Annotated in this window: 23 protein-coding genes and 1 pseudogene; 13 read left to right on the top strand and 11 right to left on the bottom strand. The window is 64.9% G+C overall.

Annotation, left to right across the window (positions count from 1 at the left end):
- Positions 1-132: 132 nt before the first annotated feature.
- The 3 genes from FLO80_RS13390 to FLO80_RS13380 are packed head-to-tail and all read right to left on the bottom strand — an operon-like array spanning position 133 to position 3,708.
- Entirely contained in the window at positions 133-1,611 is a 1,479-nt protein-coding gene (locus FLO80_RS13390) for a heme biosynthesis protein HemY (protein ID WP_111368711.1), read from the bottom strand.
- A gap of 4 nt (positions 1,612-1,615) precedes the next feature.
- Entirely contained in the window at positions 1,616-2,920 is a 1,305-nt protein-coding gene (locus FLO80_RS13385; protein ID WP_111368710.1) for a COG4223 family protein, read from the bottom strand.
- Positions 2,921-2,976: 56 nt separating this feature from the next.
- Positions 2,977-3,708 (bottom strand): uroporphyrinogen-III synthase, encoded by a 732-nt coding sequence (locus tag FLO80_RS13380; protein ID WP_111368709.1) that lies wholly within the window; start codon positions 3,706-3,708, stop codon positions 2,977-2,979.
- Positions 3,709-3,788: 80 nt separating this feature from the next.
- Between FLO80_RS13380 and tsaD the strand changes: the two genes are divergently transcribed.
- The 4 genes from tsaD to FLO80_RS13360 are packed head-to-tail and all read left to right on the top strand — an operon-like array spanning position 3,789 to position 6,531.
- Complete coding sequence (tsaD, locus tag FLO80_RS13375; RefSeq protein ID WP_111368708.1) at positions 3,789-4,883, top strand: tRNA (adenosine(37)-N6)-threonylcarbamoyltransferase complex transferase subunit TsaD; 1,095 nt, start codon at positions 3,789-3,791, stop codon at positions 4,881-4,883.
- Complete coding sequence (locus tag FLO80_RS13370; protein WP_111368707.1) at positions 4,880-5,842, top strand: NAD(P)H-dependent glycerol-3-phosphate dehydrogenase; 963 nt, start codon at positions 4,880-4,882, stop codon at positions 5,840-5,842. The genes tsaD and FLO80_RS13370 overlap by 4 nt, the downstream gene beginning before the upstream one ends.
- Positions 5,843-6,112 carry a YciI family protein gene (locus FLO80_RS13365; protein WP_111368706.1) on the top strand — a complete coding sequence of 90 codons (270 nt, stop codon included), beginning with the start codon at positions 5,843-5,845 and terminating at the stop codon, positions 6,110-6,112.
- Entirely contained in the window at positions 6,112-6,531 is a 420-nt protein-coding gene (locus FLO80_RS13360) for an EVE domain-containing protein (protein WP_111368705.1), read from the top strand. The genes FLO80_RS13365 and FLO80_RS13360 overlap by 1 nt, the downstream gene beginning before the upstream one ends.
- A 340-nt stretch (positions 6,532-6,871) precedes the next feature.
- On the opposite strand, the gene FLO80_RS13355 is transcribed toward FLO80_RS13360, so the two are convergent.
- The 4 genes from FLO80_RS13355 to FLO80_RS13340 form a co-directional block, all read right to left on the bottom strand.
- Entirely contained in the window at positions 6,872-7,213 is a 342-nt protein-coding gene (locus FLO80_RS13355; protein WP_111368704.1) for a DUF2853 family protein, read from the bottom strand.
- A 160-nt stretch (positions 7,214-7,373) separates the two neighbouring features.
- On the bottom strand, positions 7,374-8,339 hold the full coding sequence (locus FLO80_RS13350) for a ketopantoate reductase family protein (protein WP_111368703.1): 966 nt from the start codon (positions 8,337-8,339) through the stop codon (positions 7,374-7,376).
- Positions 8,340-8,406: 67 nt separating this feature from the next.
- Complete coding sequence (gene ahcY, locus FLO80_RS13345) at positions 8,407-9,801, bottom strand: adenosylhomocysteinase (protein ID WP_149187079.1); 1,395 nt, start codon at positions 9,799-9,801, stop codon at positions 8,407-8,409.
- Positions 9,802-9,987: 186 nt separating this feature from the next.
- On the bottom strand, positions 9,988-11,043 hold the full coding sequence (locus tag FLO80_RS13340) for a hypothetical protein (RefSeq protein ID WP_111368702.1): 1,056 nt from the start codon (positions 11,041-11,043) through the stop codon (positions 9,988-9,990).
- A gap of 170 nt (positions 11,044-11,213) precedes the next feature.
- Here FLO80_RS13340 and FLO80_RS13335 point away from each other — a divergent pair.
- Positions 11,214-11,579: pseudogene (locus FLO80_RS13335) on the top strand (hypothetical protein).
- Positions 11,580-11,604: 25 nt separating this feature from the next.
- On the opposite strand, the gene FLO80_RS13330 reads toward FLO80_RS13335, so the two are convergent.
- On the bottom strand, positions 11,605-11,919 hold the full coding sequence (locus FLO80_RS13330) for a hypothetical protein (RefSeq protein ID WP_111368701.1): 315 nt from the start codon (positions 11,917-11,919) through the stop codon (positions 11,605-11,607).
- 297 nt (positions 11,920-12,216) lie between these two features.
- Positions 12,217-12,552 carry a hypothetical protein gene (locus FLO80_RS13325; protein WP_111368700.1) on the bottom strand — a complete coding sequence of 112 codons (336 nt, stop codon included), beginning with the start codon at positions 12,550-12,552 and terminating at the stop codon, positions 12,217-12,219.
- Between the two features lie 212 nt (positions 12,553-12,764).
- Between FLO80_RS13325 and FLO80_RS13320 the strand changes: the two genes are divergently transcribed.
- On the top strand, positions 12,765-13,373 hold the full coding sequence (locus FLO80_RS13320) for an HD domain-containing protein (protein ID WP_111368699.1): 609 nt from the start codon (positions 12,765-12,767) through the stop codon (positions 13,371-13,373).
- A gap of 352 nt (positions 13,374-13,725) precedes the next feature.
- On the opposite strand, the gene FLO80_RS13315 is transcribed toward FLO80_RS13320, so the two are convergent.
- Both FLO80_RS13315 and FLO80_RS13310 read right to left on the bottom strand, forming a co-directional pair.
- A complete protein-coding gene (locus tag FLO80_RS13315) occupies positions 13,726-14,277 on the bottom strand; it encodes an ActR/PrrA/RegA family redox response regulator transcription factor (protein ID WP_111368698.1) in 552 nt (183 codons plus the stop codon).
- A gap of 90 nt (positions 14,278-14,367) precedes the next feature.
- Positions 14,368-14,997: an SCO family protein gene (locus FLO80_RS13310; RefSeq protein ID WP_111368778.1), complete on the bottom strand. Its 630-nt coding sequence runs from the start codon at positions 14,995-14,997 to the stop codon at positions 14,368-14,370.
- A gap of 98 nt (positions 14,998-15,095) precedes the next feature.
- Here FLO80_RS13310 and regB point away from each other — a divergent pair, with 98 nt between their 5' ends.
- The 7 genes from regB to addA all read left to right on the top strand — a co-directional run bounded on the left by regB (position 15,096) and on the right by addA (position 26,698).
- Entirely contained in the window at positions 15,096-16,493 is a 1,398-nt protein-coding gene (regB, locus tag FLO80_RS13305; protein ID WP_111368775.1) for a sensor histidine kinase RegB, read from the top strand.
- Positions 16,494-16,601: 108 nt separating this feature from the next.
- On the top strand, positions 16,602-18,191 hold the full coding sequence (locus FLO80_RS13300; protein ID WP_111368697.1) for a PAS-domain containing protein: 1,590 nt from the start codon (positions 16,602-16,604) through the stop codon (positions 18,189-18,191).
- 41 nt (positions 18,192-18,232) lie between these two features.
- The gene (gene tsaE / locus FLO80_RS13295; RefSeq protein WP_111368696.1) at positions 18,233-18,715 is read left to right on the top strand and encodes a tRNA (adenosine(37)-N6)-threonylcarbamoyltransferase complex ATPase subunit type 1 TsaE; all 483 of its coding nucleotides are present in this window, start codon (positions 18,233-18,235) and stop codon (positions 18,713-18,715) included.
- Positions 18,702-19,724 carry an aminoglycoside phosphotransferase family protein gene (locus FLO80_RS13290; RefSeq protein WP_111368695.1) on the top strand — a complete coding sequence of 341 codons (1,023 nt, stop codon included), beginning with the start codon at positions 18,702-18,704 and terminating at the stop codon, positions 19,722-19,724. The genes tsaE and FLO80_RS13290 overlap by 14 nt, the downstream gene beginning before the upstream one ends.
- Positions 19,700-20,392 (top strand): nucleotidyltransferase family protein, encoded by a 693-nt coding sequence (locus tag FLO80_RS13285; protein WP_111368694.1) that lies wholly within the window; start codon positions 19,700-19,702, stop codon positions 20,390-20,392. The genes FLO80_RS13290 and FLO80_RS13285 overlap by 25 nt, the downstream gene beginning before the upstream one ends.
- Positions 20,385-23,321, top strand: coding sequence for a double-strand break repair protein AddB (gene addB / locus FLO80_RS13280; protein ID WP_111368693.1), 2,937 nt, complete (start codon positions 20,385-20,387; stop codon positions 23,319-23,321). The genes FLO80_RS13285 and addB overlap by 8 nt, the downstream gene beginning before the upstream one ends.
- On the top strand, positions 23,318-26,698 hold the full coding sequence (gene addA / locus FLO80_RS13275) for a double-strand break repair helicase AddA (protein ID WP_111368692.1): 3,381 nt from the start codon (positions 23,318-23,320) through the stop codon (positions 26,696-26,698). The genes addB and addA overlap by 4 nt, the downstream gene beginning before the upstream one ends.
- Positions 26,699-26,718 lie beyond the last annotated feature (20 nt).

Here is a 26,718-nt window from a genome sequence, read left to right as displayed (position 1 = left end):
TGCAGTTAAGACAGCGACCGGTCTATCGCCGCGGGGTAAAGCGTTCCTCACGCCGCGGTTCGGGGGATTCAGATTTTCTTAACCACTCGACCCAAGGCGGGCAGCGCATCCTGACACCGCAGGCGCGCATCCTTACTTGTTCTCCCGCTCCGGGGCCGGCTCGTGCAGAACATCCTCGGCGTCGATGATCTCGGACTCGTCGGTGGGCTCCTCGTCACGCTCCGTGTCATCCTCGATCGCGCCCACGATCAGCGGCAGCATCTCCGTCCCCGCCGGCATCGTCACCTGCGATTGCGGCGGCGCGGTCCAGCTCAGCGTATCGAGCGCATCGCAGTTTTCGCAGACCGGCACCCATTCGGCGTGGATGTGGTGGCACTTGTCGCAGACCCATTGCGGCCCGCGCGGTGCGTTGAGCGCCCGGGCCAGCCAGCCCTTGACCACCGCATCCGACCCGCCCTCGCCACGCTCGATGGCGGCCATGATGGTGAACACCCGCGCATCCGGGTCACGCTCGGGCAAATCGCCCAGCTCGCGCCGTGCCTGCGGAAAATCCTCGGCCGCGATATTGAGCTCGGCCAGCAACAGCCGGGTTTCGCGGTGGTCCGGCTGAATTTTCGTCAGCTTGGCAAACCGCTTGAGCCGCTCGGCCGGCGTCTCGTCCGGCGCAATCCCGGCAAAGGCGGCGGCAAGGTCCGGATGCGGCGCGGCCTCCCACGCCTTCTTGATCACCCGCACCGCATAACGTGGCTTGCCCTCGTCTATATACATCCGCGCCGCCATCACCGCCGCCGGAACCAGGTCGGGCGACAGCTTGTTGGCCGCGATCGCCGCCTCGCGCGCCTCGATCGAGGCGCCCTCTTCGATCACGCCCTTGGCTTCCTGCAACGCCAGAACCGCCTCGCGGCGCTTGTGCACGTCGCGCGGCAATGTGCCGTGGCGCCGCTTGGCGGCCAGCGTTTCGCGCGCGCCCTTCCAATCCGCCGACCCGGCCTGAAGCCCCAGCAGGATGTCCTGCGTCTCCGCGTGGCTCGGCTTCAACGCAAAGGCCGACCGCGCCAGCTTGAGCGCCATGTCGGTGTCACCCTCGGCCAGCTTCTGTTTCATGATGCCACGCACCCCGACAAACCGCGTCGAATCGTGCTTCAAAAGCCGCTTGTAAACCTGCTCGGCCTTTTTCGCGTCGCCCGTCATCTCGGCCGCCTGCGCGGTCAGAAGGTTGGTCAGTTCCGGCTTGCGCAGGTATTTCTCGGCCTTCCCGGCCTTGCTCATGGCGAGTTTTCCCTCGCCCGAGGCCAGCGCCAGCATCCCCTGCGCCAGCGCGTCATACCCCTTGCGCTCGCGGTTGCGGTCGAACCAGCGCGACAGCGCCGTCTCATCCCCGTTGAGGAATTTCAGCAGCGCGATCAGCAACCCAAAGAGCCGCAGGAACAGCCAGACGGCGAGGATCACCAACAGCGCCGCAATGACCGACATCAACGGGCTGAGCGTGATCTCCTGCCCGGCAAAGGCGATCCGCACACCGCCCTCCATTTCGAGCAGATACCCCGCACCCAATGTCGCCACGGCAACAAGGACAACGAAAAGAACAATCTTGATAAGCGACCACAGCATTCCGTTATCCCCGGTTCAAATCCAGATCCGCGCTCAGCGCCTCGGCGGCGGCGACTGCCTCCGCCCGCACCTGCGCCCGATCCATCCAGCCCGACATCGCCGCCCGCGCGGCTTCGGGCAGGGTGTCGATCTCGGCCATCGCGTCGATAAGCCGGCCCTCTTTCACCGCCGCCTCGGCCCGGCTCAGGATCGCATCGGCATCGTCGCCCTCGCGCGGCTCAAGCGAGCGAACCCCCAACTGGCCGCGCAGGAACGACCCGAACCCGCCGTCTTCGTCCTTGCGCGCCGCGGTCAGCGCCGCGCGCGCCGCCTCGGGAAAGGCAGCGGCCAGATCGGTCATCCTGTCCACGCCCGCATCCGCAACCCCGGCCAGTTCCGGCGGAAGATCGACCCCCAGCCGGGCCAGATCCTCGCCCGCCTCGGCGAAACTCGTCCCGGTGTCGAGCGCGGTCAGAATCCGCGTCATCGCCGCCCGCGTCGCCGCCTCCTGCGCGGTCATCTCGGCGCTGGCCTCTTTCTGCGCGGCTTCGGCCAAAAGCTCCTCGATCTCGGCGCGCTGCGTGGCCATCGCGTCCTGCACGGCCTGCAACTCGCGCTCATAGGCGGCAACCGCCTCGGGCGATGCGCCCTCGGTAATGGGCCGCTGTTCGAGATCGTTCACCCGCGCCTCAAGCCTCGAAAGACCCTCGGCCAGTTCATCAACCCGCCCGCCCAGCGCATCAAGCGCGCCTTGTGCGCCCTCAAGCTCGTCAAGCCGCGCCTCGATCGGGCCAAGATCGGGCTCGGCCCCCTGCAACGCCGCGATCTCCTGCGCCTGATCGTCAAGCCGGGCGCTCACCTGCGCCTCGAACCCGTCATCGCCGCCCAACCCCGGCCAGACCTCGGGCAGGATATAAAACGCCGCGCCAAACCCGATCGCCGCCGCCACGATCCCGCCCAGAAGCAACGGGATGAAACCGCCCTTGCGGATCACCACCGGCTCGGGCTGGGCTGCTTGTGTTGCGCTGGCCACCTCGGCGCCGCCCCACGGGGCCGCATCGACTTGCTCCGTTTCGTCCCGATCCGGCGCTTGCGCGACCTCTTCGGCCTCATTCGCTCCACCCGCTTCGCTCACGTCCTCTTGCGGCGCGGGCGTGTCGTCCGTGTCGGCAATTCCGGTGGCTGACTCCTCGGGCGATCCGTCCCGGGCCACGACATCGGGCCGCCCGGGCACCAGCGCAACCACGTCCTCGATCGCAGCCCTGAGTTTGTCGGCGTCAACTTCCCGCCCGGTTTCCGGTTCTTTCTTCGGTTTCGATGTCTTTGCCACCTGGTACCACCTTCCCGAATCTCGACGTGTAAAAACTCAGCTCGATCCAAACGACCTTACTTGTCACCCCGCCCGGCCTCAAGCCGCCGCGCTGCGTCGAACAGTCCTTGCACCGTCTCGACCATCGCTTGCCCATCCGGCCGCGCGGCGATGCTCAGTTCAGAGGCGCCAACATCGCCCAGCGCATCGCGCACCGCCCCGCTCATCGCCGCGATGAAAAGCGGCGCGCGCGTGGCACGGTTCACCGGGCATTCGCCCGCAAACTGCCGCGCTGTCCGGGGCGAGAAAAGGGGAACAACCACCGGCGCCTCACCTTGCAACAGCGATTGCGCCTCCGGGCCAAGCGGCTGTGTCACCTGGTCGTAAACCACGACCGCGCGCGTCTCGCGCCCCGCTTTGGTCAGGATCGCCGCCAGATCGGCAATGGCATGCTTGCCGCGCAGATGCACGAACGGCCCCGTCTCGCCGCTCTCCAGAATGGCCGCGATCAACGCCTTTGCATCGCCACTGGCCGAGCGCGGCGCAAATCCCGCCTCCGCGGCGGCCTCTGCCGTGGCATCCCCCACGCACCAGCACGCGCGCCCCGCATGGCCACCCGCGCGCAAGAATCCCTCGACCCCGCGCGGCGAGGTAAAGATCGCAACGCCTCCGGGCAGATCCGCCATCACCCATTCGATCCGCAACAGCGGCGATTGCACGATCCGAACCTCGCCCAGCCGCGCACGCAGCGCGTCGGCAAAGCGCCGGGCGGCGGCGGCAGGGCGGGTCAAAAGGATCACGGGTTGCATCACGGGCCACCACGGGCAAACTTGTTATTGGCGCTTGACCGGTGTTACCTGCCGCCAAGGGGCCATGCAACGGAAACACCATGAGCGACACGCTGACCATCCTCGGCATCGAAAGCAGTTGCGACGACACCGCCGCGGCGCTGGTCCGTGGCGTGCCCGGCACCGTGCATATCCTGTCATCGGTGATCTACGGCCAGGCCGAACTGCACGCCGATTTTGGCGGCGTGGTGCCCGAAATCGCCGCCCGCGCCCATGCCGAGCGGGTCGATACCTGCGTGAAAGAGGCCCTGTTCCAGGCCGATCTGGCGCTTTCCGATGTCGATGCCATCGCCGTCACCGCCGGGCCGGGGCTCATCGGTGGCGTGCTTTCGGGTGTCATGTGCGCCAAGGGTCTGGCCGCCGGTGCAGGCAAACCGCTCGTCGGCGTCAATCACCTCGCGGGCCACGCGCTCACCCCGCGCCTGACCGACGAGATCGCCTATCCCTATCTCATGCTGCTGGTCTCGGGCGGGCATTGCCAGTTTCTCCTGACGCGCGGGCATGGTGATTTCTCGCGCCTTGGCGGCACCATCGACGACGCCCCCGGCGAAGCCTTCGACAAGACCGCCCGCCTTCTCGGCCTGCCCCAACCCGGCGGTCCCGCGGTTCAGGCCGAGGCCGCACATGGCAACCCCACCCGCTTCCGCTTCCCCCGCCCGCTGCTGGATCGGCCCGGTTGCGACCTCTCGTTCTCGGGGTTGAAAACCGCGCTCCTGCGCGCCCGCGATGCGATTGTCACCGACAAGGGCGGCCTCACCCGGCAGGACCGCGCCGACCTCTGCGCCTCTTTCCAGGCCGCCGTGGTCGATGTGCTGGCCGAGAAAACCGCCCGCGCGCTGACGCTCTACCTCGCGGAGAACCCCGCCTCGCCGGTCCTCGCCGTGGCCGGGGGGGTTGCCGCGAATAGCGCCATTCGGGCAAGGTTAGAGACGCTTTCCGCCGATCACGCCATCCGTTTCCTCGCCCCGCCATTGGCGCTTTGCACCGACAACGCGGCGATGATCGCCTATGCCGGGCTCGAACGCTTTGCCGCGGGCGAACAGGACGATATGACATTGGCCGCCCGCCCGCGCTGGCCGCTCGACGCAAATCTTCCGGCCCTTCTGGGCTCGGGCAAGAAAGGAGCAAAGGCATGATCGCAATCCTCGGATCGGGTGCGTTCGGCACCGCGCTGGCTATCTCGCTCGCACAGAACGGCGGCGACATCCTGCTCTGGGCGCAAGACCCCGACCATGTCGCCGAGATGCGCAACACGCGGCAGAACACCCGGCGCCTGCCCGGACCGCGCCTGCCCGACAACATCCTTCTGACCGACGATATCGGCGCGCTTCCCGCTGACATCCCCGCGCTCATCTCGGTCCCGATGCAGACCCTGCGCGGCTTTCTCGACGACCACGGCGCAACGCTCGGCGCACGCCCTTTCGTCGCCTGCTGCAAGGGGATCGACCTTGAAACCCATCTCGGCCCGGCCGAGACCATCGCCCGCCACGCCCCCGATGCGCTGCCCGCCATCCTCACCGGCCCCAGCTTTGCCACCGACATCGCCACCGGCCTGCCCACCGCGCTCACGCTGGCCTGCGCCGACGACGATGCCGGAAAGACCCTGCAACAGTCCCTGACAACGCCCAACCTGCGCATCTATCGCAGCACCGACACCACCGGCGCCGAGCTGGGCGGCGCGCTCAAGAACGTCATCGCCATCGCCTGTGGCGCCTCGATCGGTCTCGGGCTGGGCGACAGCGCCCGCGCCGCGCTGATGACCCGCGGCTTTGCCGAGATGCAGCGCCTCGCCCTCAAGCGCGGCGCCCGTCCCGAAACCCTGATGGGGCTTTCGGGATTCGGCGACCTGGCGCTCACTTGCACCTCGGAACTTTCGCGCAACTATCGCCATGGCCTCGCGCTTGGCCGCGGCGAAGACGTCGATCCCATGATCACCGTCGAAGGTGTCGCCACCGCCCGCGCCGTCACCGAATGGGCCGCCGAACTGGCGATCGACATGCCGATCTGCGCCACCGTCGCCGATCTCTGCGCCGGCCACCTCAGCGCCGCAGAGGCCCTGCAAACCCTGCTGTCCAGACCGCTCAAGGAGGAATAGATGCTCGTCGCTCTCATCGCCCGGGACATGCCCGGCAAGATCGAACTGCGCCGCGAAAACCGCGCCGCCCATCTCGATTATATCGAGGAAACCGGCCTCGTGGCCCAGGCCGGGCCGCTTATCGTCGATGGCGAAATGGCCGGCTCGCTGGTGATCCTCGATGTCGAGACCATGGAACAGGCCAAGGACTGGGCCGACAACGACCCCTATGCCAAGGCCGGGCTGTTCGAGTCCGTCAACCTGATCGAATGGAAGAAGGTGATCGGCTGATGCGTTACTGGCTTTTCAAATCCGAACCGAACACCTGGGGCTGGGATGACCAGGTCGCCCGCGGCGACAAGGGCGAGGAATGGGATGGTGTGCGCAACTACCAGGCCCGCAATTTCATGCGCGAGATGGTGCCCGGTGATCGCGGTTTCTTCTACCACTCGGTCAACGAGAAACGCGTCATGGGCATTGTCGAAATCATCGCCGAGGCCCACCCGGACAGCACCACCGACGATCCGCGCTGGGAATGCGTCGACATCAAGGCGCTGTCCCCGCTGCCCCGCCCCGTCACGCTCGACGAGATCAAGACCGATCCCCGCCTTGCCGACATGGTGCTGGTGAAAAACTCCCGCCTCTCGGTGCAACCCGTCACCCCCGAGGAATGGCGCATCATCTGCGCGCTGGGCGGAATGGAGGACTGACACCCGGCTTCATCTTGCCCAAAATACTCCCGCCGGAGGCGTCCACCCTCGAAACACAGCCCCGGAACATGAACGGAGGGCCCCGGCACGACCAGAACCCTCCGTCTCCCCACGTGCTCCCTACTCACCACACGCGACTTATGAAACTGGGTCCGGCCATCCTGACACGGGCAAGTTTGAAACTAGCGCGCCAGCCCGACTCGGGCAAACGCCAAATGCGCGGAATTTGGTTCAAATGCGGACTGCCCGTGGCGTGCCCGCACACCCTCCGAACCCGGCGACGTCGCACTGAAACGCCCGCCTCCCGTCCGGGGCGCGGGCGTTCGGCCTTGGCCGGGGCTCAGTTGTAAACCGATTCCTTGCCGAAATGCTTGACCAGCATGTAATAGACCACGGCGCGATACTTGTTGCGCTCCGACTGGCCATAGGTGTCCAGCGCCGATTTGATCGCGTCCATCAGTTGCGGCCCATCGGCCAGACCCAGCTTCTTGATCAGGAAATTGTCCTTGACGGTTTCAAGCTCGCTCTCCTGCGTTGCCGCCACGGTCGAGGCATCGGCATTATAGATCGCCGGGCCACATCCGATCGTGACCTTTGTCAAAAGGTCCATGTCCGGCGTCATGCCGCATTTGGTCCTGAGATCTTCCGCATATCTTGCGATCAGCTCGTCGCGTTTACCCATCTCTAGTCTCCACCTGTCTGAGTTAACAAAAGCTCCTGTCGGCGCCGTTGAAAAGACTAGCGCGTGAGTCTGCGCGCTCAAAGGGAAAACTTGCCGGGGATTCCCCATGCCGGGAAATCCGCCGGCAAAGGCGTCGCGGGCACGCCGTCACCTCGGATTCTCAGCCGACAAAGCGGCGCAGATCGTCCAGCGTCATCGACCCGGGCGCCGCCCCCTTGCGCGCCAAAGCCGCGCCCAGCCGCGTCATCGCGTCATTCATCGGCGTCGAAACACCCGCGATCCGCCCCAAAAGCGCGATTTCACCGTTGAGGTAATCGGTCTCGACCGACCCCGCGCCCCGGGCAAGGCTCTGCACGGTCGAACCGCCGATATTCTCGATCCCCTCGATCGTGCCGAACCGCATCAACTCCTTGCGCCGCGGGTCGCTCTCGCTCAGGTCGACCGGCGCGATCCCGTGCGCGGCATAGACCGCCTTGGCCTCATCCTTGAGCGCCGCACCGATCTCGCCGGTATCCGCGCCCCGGCCCAGCGCCGCCTGCGTGATATTGCCAAGGTTGAGCAACAGCTTGCCATATTTGCTGTTCATCACGTCGTCGAGAACAAAGGGCGTGATCATGCTGCCCTCGAACGCCGCCGCCAGCCGCGCGTCATCCGCGTCATTGCCCTCGGGATAGCGCCCGATATCGAACATGCCGAATTGCGGCTCGCACCACGCGGCCACGTCCCCCGGCGCCAACAGCCCCGCGGGAAGCATCACCGTGATCCCATGCACATTGGGAAAGACGCGCAGCGCGATCCGCTCGTTCGCCACGCCGTTCTGCACGCAAAAGATCGGCTGCTTCCACACCCCCGCCTCGCGCAACGCCTCAAGTGCGGGGGCGGTGTCTTGCGTCTTCATGCAAAGAAGGATCGCATCATCCGCGCGAAAGTCGATTTCCGCGGGATCAGAGACACATTCGAACCGCACCGCCCGGTCGAACACGGGCGAACGCACACGCAGCCCTTGCGCGCGGATCGCCTCCAATTGTGCCCCGCGGGCGATACCGATCACCTCCTGCCCGTTCTCGACCAGCGCGGCGGCCACCGCCCCGCCAACCGCACCCACGCCATAGATGATCACCCGCATCGCATATCCTCCAAATGAAAAGGCCCCGGTATTCCGGGGCCTATCGTGATCGTCCCTGAAGCGGGATTCAATACCGGTAATGTTCGGGCTTGAACGGCCCTTCCGGGCTCACCCCGATATAGTCCGCCTGTTCCTTGCTCAGGTTCGACAGCTTCACGCCGATCCGGTCGAGATGCAGCCGCGCGACCTTTTCATCGAGGTGCTTGGGCAGAACATAGACCTCGTTCTCGTAAGCCTCGCCCCGGGTGAACAGTTCGATCTGCGCCAGCACCTGGTTGGTGAAGCTGGCCGACATCACGAAACTCGGGTGCCCGGTCGCGTTGCCGAGATTGAGCAGGCGCCCTTCGGACAGCAGGATGATCCGGTTGCCGCCCGACATCTCGATCATGTCCACCTGGTCCTTGATGTTGGTCCACTTGTGGTTCTTCAGAGCGGCAACCTGGATCTCGTTGTCGAAATGGCCGATATTGCCGACGATCGCCATGTCCTTCATCTCGCGCATATGCTCGATGCGGATCACGTCCTTGTTGCCGGTGGTGGTGATGAAGATGTCGGCGCTCGACACCACGTCTTCGAGCCGCACCACCTCGAACCCGTCCATCGCCGCCTGAAGCGCGCAGATCGGATCGACCTCGGTCACCTTCACCCGCGCACCGGCACCGCGCAAGCTTGCGGCCGAGCCTTTGCCCACGTCGCCATAACCGCAGACCACGGCCACCTTGCCCGCCATCATGGTGTCGGTGGCCCGCCGGATACCGTCCACAAGGCTCTCCTTGCAGCCATACTTGTTGTCGAATTTCGACTTGGTGACGCTGTCATTCACGTTGATCGCCGGGAACGGCAAATGCCCCTTTTCCATCATCTGGTAAAGACGATGCACCCCGGTCGTGGTTTCCTCGGTCACGCCCTGGATCATGTGACGCTGCTTGATGAACCAGCCCGGGCTTTCCGCCATGCGCTTGCGGATCTGCGCGAACAGCGCCTCTTCCTCCTCGGATGTCGGCACGGCGATCAGATCTTCCTCGCCCTCCTCGACCCGCGCACCCATCAGGATGTAAAGCGTCGCATCGCCCCCGTCATCGAGGATCATGTTGGCGCCGCCCTCCTCGAAGTGAAAGATCCGGTCGGCATAATCCCAGTATTCCGGCAGCGTCTCGCCCTTGATCGCGAAAACCGGCGTGCCGCCCGCGGCAATCGCCGCCGCCGCGTGGTCCTGCGTCGAAAAGATGTTGCACGACGCCCAGCGCACATCCGCACCCAGCTCCACCAGCGTCTCGATCAACACCGCCGTCTGGATCGTCATGTGCAGGCTGCCCGCGATCCGCGCACCCTTGAGCGGCTTTTGCGCGCCATATTCCGCGCGCAGGGACATCAGCCCCGGCATCTCGGTCTCGGCAATCGCGATTTCCTTGCGGCCATACTCGGCCAGGTCAATATCCTTGACAATATAGTCGGTTGTCATCCGGGGGCTCCTTGCCAACAGGTTTTGCAAGGCAGATAGCATTCACCCCCCGCAGGGGCAATGCGGGTTCACCCCGCCAAGCCTGCCATGCTCGTATCATTGCGATGGTACTATGACCATGAAACATGCCGGCGAGGCATCAAAGCCGAGTGCCGACGATTGGTGCGGGATTTAGGGGAACCCTTATCAGCGTACAAATTCATAATGCAGCATTGTGCTGGGGTTCAGTACATTGGCCGCTCCCGCGAAGTTGAAAGCTGTTCTCTCCATCTTGATGACGTTGCGCTTCTCAAGATCCCACAGGATCGGCATCAGATTGGTGTTGTATTCAAGTCGCCACGACCACCACGCCGCGTTCTCATCGACCGAGTTCAGATCGCCTTCTACAGCACGATTTCCGATAGCTTCAAAGAATGCGTCATCCTTCGCATTACGGCGTGCAAGAAGCTCTTCGTTGCGTTGCCAACCGACCGGCTCAAAATGCACGACCGTCACAGGGTTTGGGATCTGGCGCAGCTGCTCGAAGAGAGCGGGGTTGATCTGATCGACCTGTTCGATCGAGTGCGATGTAAACAGCAGGATGTGCCCCTTCTGCTTGGACAGGAACGACACATTGGGATCTCGGTAATCGAAATAGAAGGCCCGATAGTTCATGGCGGGTTCGCGATTGGCCAAGTACTTGGCGGTGATCATGCCGCTACGTGTGTATTCCCCTCCATAGTAGATCTTTTTACGCGACCGCGTCGCACCGTGAAGCAGATAAAGCTGAAAAATATTCGGCGACCAACCACTTCCAAGTTCCATGATCGCAGTGGTGTCGGGACGGATCAATTCACCCAAGTAACGAATCGGGCTCGCTGCATTTACTGTGTATTGATTCGCTGCGACCTGCGGGCTGTAGAAGCTGTCAGACAGCTCAAGCCCCGCGCGTTCCATGATCTTTTCACCAATCGGGCGGGCGATGTCACGCGTCTGGTAAAAGCGGCTAGGTTCACGCCGGTCGATCCGAAGTTCGCGCAGATTGGCGAGCAGTGAACTGAGGTGATCATCGGGTCGGTTCTTCACCAGCTTCTTCGCCCGGACGAGGATGTTGTTCCAGCCTTTTTCTTGGCTGGCTTTGGGCCGCGAGCGGCCTTTGATCGAAGTGGGCGTGAACTGTCCCTCTGCGGTTGCCACCGGATCAGCTACCGTTGGCGATTCCTTTTTCGCTTCTTTCGAAGGGTTCTTGGTGCGTGTGCTCATAAAATCACCTCAAGTATGAAACCATGTGATCAACATTGCCCGTCTGGAATGCCATTTTTCTTATATTCACCCAACCTCGCCTTTAGTTCAAGTGCTTGGGTTCAGAACCTATTAATCGGTTTGAAGCGGTGGTGCCAGCGGGATTCAAGCGCCCGAACCGCAGGGGCATGATAAGCAATCTTTTCTGGCTGACCGACAAGCAAATGGCGCGTCTTGAGCGGAGTAATCTTCATAAATCGCAACGGTTTGCGCTGGCGCGATGCACCCGAGGAGTATGGGCCTGCCATCGGCGGACCGGTTGCTGGCAGGCCCGGCTATGACGCGGACTGGTTCCGCGAAGTCCTCAAAAACCATGGGATCAAGCCATGTACCCCCGACCGGAGGCCCAGGGGGAAGCCCGTCAAATACGACAAGCGCCGCTACAGGATCGAGATCATGTTCGGTCGCCTGACAGGCTGGAGGCGCGTTGTGACAGGTGCCCGAAGGTCTTTCTCTCCGTCGCCGCTCTCGCCGCAACCGTCATGTTCTGGCTTTGAAAATCAATGATTCTGGAACCTAAACCTACCCGCCCACGCCGCCGGGCTTGGCCGGGTCCGGCCCCCGCCAATGTTGCCCCGTGGCCAGGATACAGCTGATCCCGTTGGGGCGGGTCACGAACACCGTGAAGCTCCCGGTTTCCTCCGAGGCCCAGATTTCAATCAATCGTTGCGGGCTTTGCAAACCGCCACCGGCAAGATGTTCCTTGTGGCGCTCTTCCAGCCGGGTCACCAGCACGTCGCGCGGCAGGCAGGCCGCGATCTGTGCAAGCGCGGGCGACGGCGGCGCAAGCGCGGCGGCGCCAAAGATGATCGCTGCGGAAAACAGTCGTTTGAACATGGTATTTCTCCTTGATGCGGGGCGCGATATGCGCCTGTTTTCATACACTTGGATGTGTATCGCGGCGGATCGACTCCACTTCGCGCGCAGCAACGGCACAGCCGCCCGGGCAGATCACCGCTGCCCGGCAGATGATTTTCCTGTGAAATATCCGCCGGGAGGGGCCACCCTCTCAACCGGCATCGGGCGAATCCGAATTCGCCACCATACACCCTCAAATATGGGGTCTATGACCCGCATCTTCAAAGAAACGCGCTACACAAGCCTGTGCGCGCCGCGTGTACGCGGGCCGCTGGATCAGCTTTCGATCCCGGCCTGTTCCGGCGTCATCGCACGCGTCTCGAACCAGTTGGTCCCCGTCGCCAGGATACAGGCTATCCCGTCGGCCCCGGTCAGGATCACGGTAAAACTGCCCGTCTCGGGCGAGGCCCAGATCTCGACCACCGCGTCGCCCGCCCCGGACTCATCCAGCCCGGCATCGTTCAACCCGCCACCGGTCAGCCGCTCGGCATAGTCGCGCTCCAGCCGCTGCACCACCTGTTCGCGCGCGGCACAATCGCCCGCCTGCGCCGGGATCGCGGTCAGCACCGCGCCCACCGCCAGACCAGCGGCCACAATCCGTTTGAAAAGCATGGGTCTGCTCCTTTCCCACCGCCTCGATCCAACAAGACGCGCGATCAGAGAGAGAAGTCCCGCGCGCCGGTCCTGTCTTGGCAATCACGCGATCACGCTCGCCGGTTCCCCGGTCTTGTCGCGCGACGTGGCAGCAGGTAATCCCAATGCGTTCATCCTGCGCACCAAATATGGCAGAAATGGGGCGCACCTTGTGGGAGTAGACAGGCAAAATGGCACGCGGCCCCAATCCGAAACCGCCCCGCGCATGGCAGCGCATGTTGTCCGGTCGGCGGCTCGACCTGCTCGATCCCACACCGATGGATATCGAGATCGAGGACATCGCCCACGGCCTTGCCTTCGTCGCCCGCTGGAACGGGCAGACCAAGGGCGACTGGCCCTATTCCGTGGCCGAGCATTCGCTGCTGGTCGAGACGATTTTCGCAAGGTTAGAGCCGAAATCGCCCCCCAAATGGCGCCTTGCCGCGCTGTTGCACGATGCGCCGGAATACGTGATCGGCGACATGATTTCCCCGGTCAAATCCGCCGTCGGCCCGAGCTATGGCGCGCTCGATGACCGGCTTGCCGCCGCGATCCACATCCGCTTTGGCCTGCCCGCCATCGTCCCCGCGACGGTCAAGAAAAAGATCAAGGCCGCCGACCGGGTTTCCGCCTGGATGGAGGCCACCCAGATCGCCGGTTTCACCGTGAAAGAGGCCGACAGGTTTTTCGGCAAACCACGCCCCGAGCTGACCCACGGCCTCGACATCCACCTGCGCCCACCCCGCGAGGTGCGCGAGGATTTCACCGCACGGCACGCAGCACTTCTGGCCGAGGTTTAGGGGCGGATCGCAGCAGACCGGATTCGCCCGGGGCCGGACGAAAGGGCAGCACAGGGCCGCGGTCGGGTGCTCACAACATCGGCGCGGGGCTCTTTATCTTGCGACGCCATCCTCAGACCAGACCGGCGCGCATCCCCTCAAAAGCACCCGGCCGGGGGGCGGCCGTGTGCTGCCCGGGCGGCTTCGCCGCTGTTTCCGGGCGGGGGCATCTCTGCACGAGTTCCTGCCCCTGCACCGCGCGCCGGGTTAACCTCTGGCCCTGCCCGAAAACCCCATTTCACCCGGCAGCCGGATGTCAGCCGGGGAGCACGCGCAAGTCACCCCCCCCGATTCGCACGGATTTGGGCAAAGGTTAACGCGGGCTGCGTTTGGCGAGGATTCGCTGAAGCGTGCGGCGATGCATGTTGAGCCGCCGCGCCGTTTCGCTCACGTTACGGTCGCACAGCTCATAGACCCGCTGGATATGCTCCCACCGCACCCGGTCGGCGCTCATCGGGTTGTCGGGCGGCGGCGGCAATTCATCCGCCGGGGTCAAGAGGGCCGTGACGATATCCTTGGCATCGGCGGGTTTCGACAGGTAATCGGTCGCCCCGATCTTGACCGCCGCCACCGCCGTTGCAATCGCGCCATAGCCGGTGAGAACGACAACCCGGCAGTCGGGACGCTTCTCGCGCAACACCTCGACCACGTCGAGTCCGTTGCCATCCTCAAGCCGCAAATCGCAGACCGCATAGGCCGGGGGCCGCGCCGTCGCGATCGCCTTGCCCGCGGCAACCGAATCCGCCATTTCCACTTCGAATCCCCGCTTCTCCATCGCTTTCGCAAGGCGGCGCAGGAACGGCTCGTCGTCATCGACAATCAACAGCGACCTGTCGTCGCCGAGGTCCAGTTGATCTTCGGCCAAGGGGGGTCCTCCTTATCACGCGCCTCAGCCTTGTTTAGGGTGCTATGGTGCACCCGTCAAACACCTGACGCGGGCAATGCAATGCCGCCCTCAACGCTGATCGAGGAAACACCCCACCTGATCGGCCAGTTGTCCGGGCGTCAGGTCGCGGCGGAAGAACTCGATGAACCCTTCTTCGGGAAAGACCAGGTAGGAAAAGGTCGAGTGGTCGAGAAGGTAATATTCCTCGTCGCCCGACTCGGGTTCATGCTTCTTGAAATAGGTGCGATAGGCTTGGCTCGCCGTGCGCACCTGTTCCATGCTCCCGGTCAGGCCAACCATACGCGGATGCAAACGATCGGTGAAATCCTGCAAGATCTCGGGCGTGTCGCGATCGGGGTCGACCGAGATGAAAACCGGCTTCACGATCTTGCCACGGTCCTCCAGGATCTCGACCGCCTCGGCATTGCGCGAAGCATCCAGCGGACAGACATCCGGGCAGAAGGTATAACCGAAGTAAATCAGTGACGGCTCGTCGATAAATTCCGCGCTGGTCACGGTTTTCCCGGTCTCGTCAACAAGGGTGAACGGCCCGCCGATGGCCCCCGAGCCCCCGGCCACCTGGCCCACGCGACATTGCGCATATTTTTCCGCCTCGTCGCGACTCATCGTGATGAACACCATGCCGAGTATGACCAGCACAACCGCCACCACGGCACCGAAAGCATAGTATTTCGTCATGGATTCATCCTTTGCATCGCTTGCAGCCCGCCATTGAACGGCGCGCATGTCACATCTATCAAGCTGGAGGAGACATGCAACGGGACGAAGGCGCGCAGATGACGGATACCGGTTTCGGACTGATCGGAGCGCGCCAGCGTGGCAACTGGGTTCGGTTGCGCACCATCATCTGGCTGCGCTGGGCTGCGATCGTGGGGCAGATCACGGCGCTTGTCGTGGCCCAGTATTTCTACGCGCTGCAGATCGAGGTGGGGCTGTTTTACCTCGTTGTCGGCCTGTCGATCATCGCCAATCTCGTCGCGATGTTCATCTTTCCCGAGAACAAGCGCCTCAGCGAGCGTGAAAATCTGCTGATGGTTCTCTTCGACCTGCTGCAACTGGCCGCGCTGCTTTATCTGACCGGCGGGCTCAACAACCCGTTCTCGCTCCTGATCGTGGGGCCGGTCACCGTGTCGGCCGCGGCGCTCTCGGCGCGCAGCACGGTGTTTCTCGGGGCCGTGGCCATTCTTGTCGTCTCGGTTCTCGCCTTCTTTCACATGCCGCTCAGAACCGATGCGGATATCGTGCTTCGCATCGGCGAACTTTTCGTCTTTGGCAACTGGGCGGCCATCGTCATCGCCATCGTGTTCCTGTCGGTCTATGCCCGCTGGATCGCCTCCGAGGTGCACACCATGTCCGAGGCGCTTCAGGCCACGCAAATGGCACTCGCCCGCGAACAGAAACTTTCCGATCTCAGCGGGGTCGTCGCGGCGGCAGCGCATGAGCTCGGCACGCCCCTGGCAACGATCAAGCTCACCTCGTCCGAGTTGATGGAGGATTTCGCCGACAATCCCGACGCGCTCGAAGATATCCAGCTCATCAACCATCAGGCCGACCGCTGCCGTGATATCCTGCGCTCGATGGGCCGCGCGGGCAAGGATGACCTCTACATGCATCACGCCCCCGTCTCCGCGGTGATCGAAGAGGCGGCGACCCCGCATCTCGACCGCGGCAAGGCCATTCATTTCGAGACCATGCCCGGCATCGACACCGAATGGCCCCAGCCGACAATCCCCCGCCGCCCCGAGATCGTCCACGGGCTGCGCAACCTGATCCAGAACGCGGTGGATTTCGCCCACGGTCATGTCTGGGTCGAGACCGGATGGACAGACGACAAGATCACGATCCGCATTCAGGACGACGGGCCGGGGTTTCCAGCGCACCTGATCGGGCGGATCGGTGATCCCTTCATGCGTGACCGGCGTGGCGCATCGGAACGAAACGCACGCCCCGCCTACGAAGGTATGGGGCTGGGCCTCTTCATCGCCAAGACGCTTCTCGAACGCACCGGCGCCGAGCTTTCCTTTGCCAATGGTCCGAATATCCAAGACCCCGCTGCCGACGACCGTGGCCGCTGCGGGGCCCTGATCGAGGTGTCATGGCCGCTCAATCGCCTTGATGCCCGCTTTGGTGAAAGTCGAATGCCGGTCGGGGCCAACCGCCCGTTCGACTCCTGATCGCGATCATGGTGTGACTCCGTCGCACCCCGGGCGGTCTTTACCAATCATTAATCATTAACACCCACCTTGGCCGAGGCGGCAACGCTTGGCAAAGGGGAGAGCGCAATGGCCGGTTTGGGGCTTTGGGGAATCGCGGCCCTGGTGGCGATCTGCACCGTGGCGGCAGGGTTGGCGCTCGCGCTTTTCGCCTTGCTTGAGCGGCGCGGCACAGGGCGGCCAAACCATGCCGCGCCCGATCCGGTTGCTTTTCTCTTCGACGGTGAACAACTCGATCACGCCAGCGAAGCCGCGCAAACGATCCTCGCCCGCACACAACTTGATGGCGATCCGACCGATCCCTTTTCCGACATGTCCTGGAACAAGGTATCGCGCATTCTGCGACCCCGCTTTCCCGATCTGCCCCGCAGCGCCGCGCAGGCCCTGCAAAAGGCGCCCTGCACGATCCCGGCCGACAACCCGCAGGATCATGCCCGTCTCGACCTTGTCGCGATCGGCGGAAAACTCAGCGTCGCGATCATGGGAGAAGCGCCGCCCTGTGCATCCGACCACCACCTGACCATCATTCAGACCAGCGAATTGCGTGCCGTCGCGCGGGCGGCCAACCTCTTTCCCTATCCGATCTGGATCAGCCGCACAGATGGTCAGGTCATCTGGGCCAACGCCGCGCATGCCAAGCTCACGAACAATCCGCGCCTCTTGTCGGAGCAGGGTCAGGGCATCCTCTCGACCCTCGATCTCGACATTCCCGAAACCAGCGACGAAACCAGCCAGCGCGTGGCGGTCGAAACCGGCGATCCCGATCGGGCCGACTGGTTCAGCGTGACCAAGATGCGCTCGGGCCAGAACGGGTTTCTCAACTTTGCCATCGACATCAACCCGGTGGTCGAGGCCGAAATCGCCCAGCACCGTTTCGTTCAGACCCTGACCAAGACATTCGCGCAATTGTCCACCGGACTCGCCATTTTCGACCGCGACCGTCAACTGGCGCTGTTCAACCCCGCCCTGATCGACCTGACCGCGCTGCCCGCCGAATTCCTTTCGGCCCGCCCCGACCTGCAATCCTTTTTCGACCGCCTGCGCGACAACCGCATGATGCCCGAACCCAAGAACTATGCCAGTTGGCGTCAGCATATCGCCGATCTCGTGGTTGCCGCCAGCGACGGGCGCTATCACGAAACGTGGTCGCTGCCCTCGGGGCTGACCTATCGCGTGACCGGGCGGCCCCATCCCGACGGCGCCATCGCCATCCTGATCGAGGATATCAGCGCCGAAATGTCCCTCACGCGCCGGTTCCGGTCGCAACTCGACCTCGGTCAGGCGGTGATCGACACGCTCGACGAGGGGATCGTCGCATTTTCCCCGACCGGCGCGCTGACCCTTTCCAACACCGCCTTCTGCACGATGTGGAAACTCGACCCCGAGAGCAGCTTTGCCGAAATGACCGCACAGGACGCCACCCGCCACATGCGCGCGATGTGCACAAAGACCGACTTCTGGACCGATCTGCGCGAATTCCTGCCCCGTGCGTTCGATCGTCACGTCTGGTTCACCGACATTCGCATGAAAGACGGAACGCCCATCGAATGCCGCGTGGCCCCGATCTCCGGCGGTGAAACACTGGTGAGTTTTCGCCTGCGCCCGGTGTTGCAGGGCGCCGACGCATCCGCAAACGTCATATCCGCGCCGCCGGGCTGAAACAGGCTTGCAGGGGGCGCAGGGGGCGTTACTCTCGCGCCATGCCGCAGCAGCCCTGTCACATCACCCTCACCTCGCCCGACGCCACTGCCCGCATGGCCGCCGCGCTGGCGCCGCTGCTCAGGGGCGGGGATGTCCTTTTGCTCGCGGGCGGGATCGGCGCGGGCAAGACCCATTTCGCCCGCGCGCTGATCCAGTCGCTTCTGCCCGTCCCCGAAGACGTGCCCTCGCCCACCTTCACCCTTGTTCAGGTCTATGACACGCCGGAATTCGAGATCTGGCACAGCGATCTCTATCGCCTCTCGCACCCGGACGAGGTCGTGGAACTGGGTCTGCCCGATGCTTTCGAATCGGCGCTCTGCCTTGTTGAGTGGCCCGACCGGCTCGGCGATCTGGCCCCGCTATCGGCGCTCTCGCTCGATTTTGCCCTCGATGCGGCCGAAGAGACCCGACATCTCACGATGAACTGGACCGCCCCCGAATGGGACTCCCGTCTCGAAGGGATTCTCGATGCCGTCGCGTGATGCGCTCGTCGCGGGTTTCCTGGCCAGAACCGACTGGGCCGGGGCCACCATCGCACCGCTTGCGGGCGACGCCTCGAACCGCCGTTACCTGCGCCTGTCGCACCCTGAACACGGCCCCGCCGTCCTGATGGATGCCCCGCCTGCAAAGGGCGAGGACGTGCGCCCCTTCACCCGCATCGCCCGGCATCTGTCATCCTTGGGGCTCTCCGCCCCCGCGATCCTCGCCGAGGACGAGGCCAACGGCTTTCTGCTCCTCGAAGATTTGGGCGATAATCTCTTTGCCCGCACCATTCCCCGCGATCCCGCCCTTGAATGCCCACTCTACGAGGCCGCGACCGATGTGCTGCTGACCCTCCACACGGCCCCCCTGCCACCCGGTCTTGCCCCCTATGCGCCGCAACTCATGGCCGATCTGGCCGCGCTCGCCTTCGACTGGTATCTCGCCCATGCCCGCGCGCCAGACCCGGGCGCACGCGCCGATTTCCTCGCTGCCTTCCTGCCGCTTCTGGAACGTCACGCCGACGATCAAACCGTCCTGATCCAGCGCGATTACCACGCCGAGAACCTGCTCTGGCTGCCATCGCGCCATGGCCCGGCCCGCGTCGGCCTGCTCGATTTCCAGGACGCGATGACCGGCCATCCCGCCTATGATCTCGTCTCGCTTCTGCAAGACGCCCGCCGCGACGTTCCCCCGGACATCGAACAGGCGATGGTTGCCCGCTATATCGCCGCGTCTGGCCAGAACAGGGACGCATTCGAAACCGCCTACCACCTCCTCGGCGCACAGCGAAATCTGCGAATTCTGGGTGTTTTCGCCCGGCTCTGCATCCGCGACGGCAAGACCCACTACGTCGATCTCATCCCCCGCGTCTGGGGCCTCCTGCAACGCGATCTTGCCCATCCCGCGCTGGCCCCCGTGGCGCCCCTCTTGCGCACGGCGCTGCCCGAACCCACCCCCGAAACGCTCCGGACCCTCAAGGAAAAATGCGCGACCATCCCGACGCCATAATGCTTTTCGCGGCCGGATTCGGCACCCGCATGGGCGCGCTCACCGCCGAGCGGCCCAAGCCGATGATCCGCGTTTCCGGCCGTCCGCTGATCGACCACGCGCTGAGCCTCGTGGCGCCGATGAACCTCGCCCGCGTGGTGGCCAACCTGCATTACCGTCCCGAACCCCTCATCGAGCATCTCGACGGGCGCGGCATCGCCTTTTCGCATGAAACCCCCGACATCCTCGACACCGGCGGCGGGCTGCGCCACGCGCTGCCGCTTCTGGGGTCCGGGCCGGTCTTCACCATGAACACCGATGCGGTCTGGCGCGGACCCAACCCGCTTTCGCTTCTGGCAGGGGCGTGGAACCCGGACGAGATGGACGCGCTCCTCATCTGCGTGCCCCGCGCCCGCGCCATCGGCCACGCAGGCGAGGGTGATTTCCTGCTCGACGACACCGGCCGCATCGCCCGTGGCCCGGGCCATGTCTATGGCGGCGTGCAGATCATCAAGACCGACCTGCTGCACGACATCCCCGACCGCGTCTTCTCGCTCAACCTTCTGTGGGACCGCATGGCCGGGACCGACCGCCTCTTCGGCCTGCCCTATCCCGGCAAATGGTGCGACGTGGGCCATCCCGAGGGCATCGCACTGGCCGAACGGATGCTGGAGGATAGCGATGTTTGACCCCACGGATGCCCCCCGCGTCTTTGCCTGCCCCCCCGGCGCCGATTTCCCCCGCGCACTGGTCGAGGGCCTGCGCGCGCATTACGCCGACCAACCGCCCGAGGCGCTGGCCCGTGTGCATCTCATCGTCAACACGCGCCGCATGGCCCGCCGCATCCATCTGCTCTTTGACGACGGGCCGCCGCTCCTTTTGCCGCGCCTGTCGCTTGTCACCGATCTGGGCGAACTCAGCGCGCTGGACGAGATCCCGCCCCCCGTATCACCCCTGCGGCGGCGGCTCGAACTCATCCCGCTGATCTCGCGTTTTCTCGACACGAATCCGGGTTTCGCCCCCCGGTCCGCGCTCTATGACCTCGCCGACAGCCTCGCCGCGTTCATGGCCGAAATGCAGGGCGAAGGCGTCTCCCCCGAGGCCATCTCCCGGCTCGATGTCAGCGACCAATCCGGCCACTGGGCGCGCACGGTGAATTTCCTCTCCATCGTGCAGCATTATTTCGACGATACCGGCGAAACACCTGATACCGAGGCCCGCCAGCGCCTGATCGTCGAGCGCCTCATCGCGCGCTGGGCCGAATCCCCCCCCGCCGATCCGGTGATCGTCGCCGGGTCCACCGGGTCGCGCGGCACGACCCAACGCCTGATGCAGGCGGTGGCCCGCTTGCCGCGCGGCGCGCTCGTCCTGCCCGGCTTCGATTTCGACATGCCCGCCGATCTCTGGGGCACACTCGATGATCCGATGCTCTCCGAGGATCACCCGCAATACCGCTTTCACGCGCTGATGCAGGGCCTTGGAACCGACGCCTCCGAGATCCGCCCATGGCCCGGGGCGGAAGCCCCCAACCCCGCGCGCAACCGTCTGGTCTCGCTCGCGCTGCGCCCCGCACCCGTCACCGATCAATGGCTGCGCGACGGCCCGGCGCTGGGCGATCTGCGCCCCGCAACCGACAACATGACCCTGATCGAGGCCCCAACCCAACGGCACGAGGCGCTGGCCATCGCGCTCCGCCTGCGCGACGCCGCCGAAAAGGGCGAGACCGCCGCACTCATCACCCCCGACCGGGGCCTCACCCGTCAGGTCGCCGCCGCGCTCGACCGCTGGAACATCCTGCCCGACGACAGCGCGGGCGAGCCGCTCCAGCTTTCGGCCATCGGGCGGCTGATGCGCCATATTGCCGGGCTGTTCGAGGCCCGGCTCACCGCCGATGCGCTCCTGACCCTGCTCAAACACCCGCTCACCCACGGCGCCAAGGGTCGCGGCGATCACCTGCGCTTCACCCGCGATCTCGAACTTCACATCCGCCGCAACGGCCCGCCTTACCCGGATGCCGAGGCGATCATGAATTGGGCCACCGCCCGCAAGAGCCGCGACGCCGATGCCTGGGCCGCGTGGGTGGCCGAAACCTTCACCACCCATCACAGCCCGCAGGAAATGCCCATTTCCGCAAGGTTAGAGACGCATCTTGCCCTTCTGAACCGCACGATTCAAGGCCATGATCCCACCGCTACGCCCCACCCATGGGCCGAGGCGGACGGGCGCGCCGCCAAACAGGTGATCGACGCCTTTCTCGACGCCGCCCCCCATGGCGGCACGCTGAACGCGCGCGATTATGCCGATCTCTTCGGCGCGGTCCTTGGGGGCGCCGACGTGCGCAAGGTCGAAACCCCGCATCCGCAGATCCTCATCTGGGGCACGCTCGAAGCCCGGGTGCAAGGCGCCGACCTCCTGATCCTCGCCGGGCTCAACGATGGCACATGGCCCGAGGTTCCCAACCCCGACCCGTGGCTCAACCGGGCGCTGCGCCACAAGGCCGGGCTCTTGCTGCCCGAGCGGCGCATCGGCCTCTCCGCCCATGATTTCCAACAGGCCATCGCCGCACCCGAGGTCTGGCTTACCCGCTCGACCCGCTCGGACGATGCCGAAACCGTGGTGTCGCGCTGGCTCAACCGCTTGCAGAACCTGCTCGCCGGTCTGCCGGAGCAGGGCGGCGCCGACGCGCTCAGATCCATGCACGATCGCGGCGCGCACTGGCTCGCACTCGCCGACGCGCTCGAAGATCCCGGCGCCCCCAATCCCCGGCCCCGGCCCGCACCCAAACCGCCCGCCGATGCGCGTCCGCGCCAGCTTTCCGTGACCGAGATCAAGACGCTCATTCGCGATCCCTACGCGGTCTATGCGCGCCATGTCCTCGGGCTGCGACCGCTCGACCCGCTGATGCGCCTGCCCGATGCGCTGATCCGTGGCATCGTCACCCATGCGGTGATGGAGCGTTTCATCCGCGACACCGCGAACACCCCCGAGGCCCGCACCCGCGAAACCCTCATGACCACGGCGCGCGAGGTGTTCGAGGCGACCCTGCCATGGCCCGCCGAACGCCTGATCTGGCTGGCGCGGCTCGAACGGGTGGTCAATGGCTTTCTGGCCGACGAAGAGGCCCGCCGCGCCAATGCCGATCCCGTCGGGTTCGAGGCACGGGGCAAGATCACCTTCGACGATATCGGTTTCACCCTCAAGGGCACCGCCGACCGGATCGACCGCGACACATCCGGCGCCCTCCTGATCTATGACTACAAGACCGGCAGCGTTCCCGGGAAGGACGAGCAGAAACATTTCGACAAGCAGCTCATACTAGAGACGATCATGGCCGAACAGGGCGGTTTCACCGACATTCCTGCCGCGCCGGTCGCGGGTGCCTGTTACATCGGCCTCGGCTCTTCGCCCGGTCAGGTCGCCGCCCCGCTCGCCGAGATTTCTCTGGCCGAGTTCACGACCGAGTTCCGCCGCCTCATAACCTGCTATCTCTCCCCGGATCAGGGATTCCTGTCGCGCCGCGCGATGTTCGAAACCACCCAGACCGGCAATTACGATCAGCTCGCCCGCTTCGGCGAATGGGACATCACCGAAAAACCATCGCCCGAGGTGCTGAAATGACCGCCCCCGACGACGCCACGCTGGCCCAGATCGAGGCCGCCCGCCCCGACCGCTCCACATGGCTTTCTGCCAATGCCGGATCGGGCAAGACCCGCGTGCTCACCGACCGGGTGGCGCGGCTCCTACTGGATGAGGTCGCTCCCCAGAACATTCTCTGCCTCACTTACACCAAGGCCGCCGCCTCCGAGATGCAGAACCGGCTGTTTGACCGGCTCGGGGCATGGGCCATGCTGCCCGATGAAATGCTGCGGGGCGAGCTTCAGAAGCTGGGCATTTCAGGGGTTGTTACACCCGACAAGCTTGAGGATGCCCGCCGCCTCTTTGCCCAGGCCATCGAAACGCCGGGCGGGCTCAAGATCCAGACGATTCACGCCTTCTGCTCCTCGATCCTGCGCCGCTTCCCGCTCGAAGCCGGGGTCACGCCCCGCTTTACCGAGATGGACGACCACGCCGCCCGGCTCCTGCGCGCCGATATCGTCGAGAGCATGGCCCAAGGCCCCGACCGCCCCGTCGTCGCCGATCTCGCCCGGCACCTGAGCGGCGATCTCGACAAGCTGACCGGCGAAATCGTCTCTAACGCCGCCAAATTCGCCGATACGCTCTCCCATGAAGACGCCTTTGCCCTGTTCGACCTCCCGCCGGGTTTCTCCGAATCCGAGCTCACCGCATCGGCCTTCAACGGCGATGAGCCCGCCATTCTCAAGGCGCTCCTCCCCGCCCTCGCAGCGGGCAGCGTCAATGACGTCAAGGCGCATGACAGGCTCGCACCCTTGCGCGACGTCTCCCTTGCCGCGCTGCCCCTGCTGGAAAACGTGTTTCTCACTGGTGAAAAAGCTAGCTCACCCTTCACGGCCAAGATCGACGCCTTTCCCACCAAGGCCACCCGCGACCGGCTCGATCCCGACATACTCGACGCGCTCAATGCATTCATGCAGCGGGTCGAGGATGCCCGCGCAAATCGCATCGCCCTCGCCGCCGCCCGCAAGACGCTTGCCCTGCACGGCTTCGCCCGCGCCTTTCTCACCCGCTACGAAAAGGAAAAACAGGCGCGCGGCTGGCTCGATTTCGACGATCTCATCCTCAAGACCCTAGCGCTCCTGACCGATGACCGCGTCGCCGCCTGGGTGCTTTACCGGCTCGATGGCGGGATCGACCATATCCTCGTCGACGAGGCACAGGACACCTCGCCCGTGCAATGGAGCGTCATCGAGCGCCTCGCCCAGGAATTCACCAGCGGCCAGGGCGCCCGCGCCGACATCTCCCGCACGATTTTCGTGGTCGGCGACAAGAAACAGTCGATCTATTCCTTTCAAGGCGCCGACCCGCGCGAATTCGACCGCATGCGGGCCGAGTTCGACACCCGCCTCGCCCTGACCAATTCACCGCTCGAGAACCGGATGCTGGCCTGGTCCTTCCGCTCGTCCCGCGCTGTGCTCTCGCTTGTCGATGAAGCCTTCAAGGGGCGCGAGGCCGCGGGCTTTACCGCCGCGGAAACCCACAAGACCTTTTTCGACGCCCTTCCCGGCCGGGTCGATCTCTGGCCGCATATCGAAAAAACCGGCAAGCCCGAGCGCCCCAACTGGGACGACCCGGTTGACCTCGCAGGCCCCAATCACCACAGCACCCGGCTGGCCAGCGCGGTGGCGCGCCAGATCCGGCAGATGATCGACCAGAAGACACCGATTCCGCAGGATCAGAGCCACATGCGCCCGGTTCACGCCGGGGATTTCCTGATCCTTGTGCAGCGCCGTTCGCCGCTCTTTCACGCCATCATCCGCGAATGCAAATCGCAGGGCCTGCCCATCGCCGGGGCCGACCGGCTGCGCATCGGCGGCGAGTTGGCCGTGCGCGACATCGCCGCCCTCCTGCAATTCCTCGCCACGCCCGAGGATGACCTGGCCCTGGCCACCGTGCTGAAATCACCGATCTTCGACTGGTCCGAACAAGCGCTCTTTACCCTCGCCCATGGTCGCCCCGGCTACCTGTGGGAGGCGCTCAGGAACAGCACGGACCACCCCGAAACCCTCGCCGTTCTCGACGATCTGCGCTATTGGGCCGACTTCCTGCGCCCCTATGACCTCATCGAACGGCTGCTCACCCGCCATGACGGGCGCCGCCGCCTGCTCTCCCGCCTCGGCACCGAGGCCGAAGATGGCATCGACGCGCTTTTGCAACAGGCACTGGCCTATGAAGGTCAATCCGTGCCCTCGCTCACCGGTTTCCTGACCTGGATGGAAACCGAGGATATCGAGATCAAGCGCCAGCAGGACAGCGAAGGTGGCCGCATCCGGGTGATGACCGTGCACGGCGCCAAGGGGCTTGAATCCCCCATCGTGATCCTGCCCGATACCGGCCAGCGGATCGAACGCATCCGCAACGAGATCGTCACCAATGACGGCCCTCCGCTTTGGAAAACCCTTGCCGCCGAAACCCCGCCCACCCTGCGCGACGCGCTCGATCATCAACGCGAGCGTGACCGGCAGGAACGCGACCGCCTGCTTTACGTCGCCATGACAAGGGCCGAGAAATGGCTGATCGTCGCCGCGGCGGGCGAATTGGGCAAGGACGAGCAAAGCTGGTATGACCAGATCCGCCTCGCGATGGAGGGGATGGGCGCCGCCCCGCATCATTTCGATCTCGGCGAGGGGCTTGGCGATACCCCCGGCCTCCGCCTCGAACATGGCATCTGGGCCGGATCAGAGACGAAATCCGACCCAGCGCCGCCATCGCCACCACCCGCGATTCCCGATCACTTCCGCCGCCCCGCACCGATCCCCGATCCGCGCCCGGCCGCGCTCGCCCCTTCCGACCTCCCGGGCAACAAGGCGCTTCCGGGCGAGGCCGGACTCGATGAAGACGCGGCCAAGCAACGCGGGCGACAGGTTCACCGCCTGCTGGAATTCCTGCCCGGCCACCCCCCGGATCACTGGGCCGGGATCGCCGCCAAACTCTTGGCGAACGGTCCCGACGCGGCCGAGGGCGACGCGCTTGCCCTGCTCCTGGCCGAGGCGCGCAATGTGCTCACCAAGCCCGGCCTTGCGCCGATCTTCTCGCCCGACGCGCTGACCGAGGTGCCGGTTTCCGCCGCCCTTCCTGAACTCGATGGCCGCCGCATGCATGGCATCATCGACCGGCTGCTGATCGGGCCCGACGAAATCCTCGCCGTCGATTTCAAGACCAACGCCAGCATCCCCGACACCCCCGGGGCCGTGCCCGATGCGTTGTTGCGACAGATGGGCGCCTATGCCTCCGCGCTGGCGCAGATCTACCCCGGCAAAACCGTCGCAACGGCCCTGCTCTGGACCCGCAACGCCACCCTCATGCGGCTGCCTCATGATCTTGTGATTGGCACCTTGCGCGACACCCGGATAGCTTGACGCTCCCCGCCGCCGCCCAT

The sequence above is a fragment of the Aquicoccus porphyridii genome (assembly GCF_008369105.1).
GTDB lineage: Bacteria > Pseudomonadota > Alphaproteobacteria > Rhodobacterales > Rhodobacteraceae > Aquicoccus > Aquicoccus porphyridii.
The sequence above is the reverse complement of the archived record's forward strand: the minus strand, read 5'-3'. Positions and strand labels throughout refer to the sequence as shown.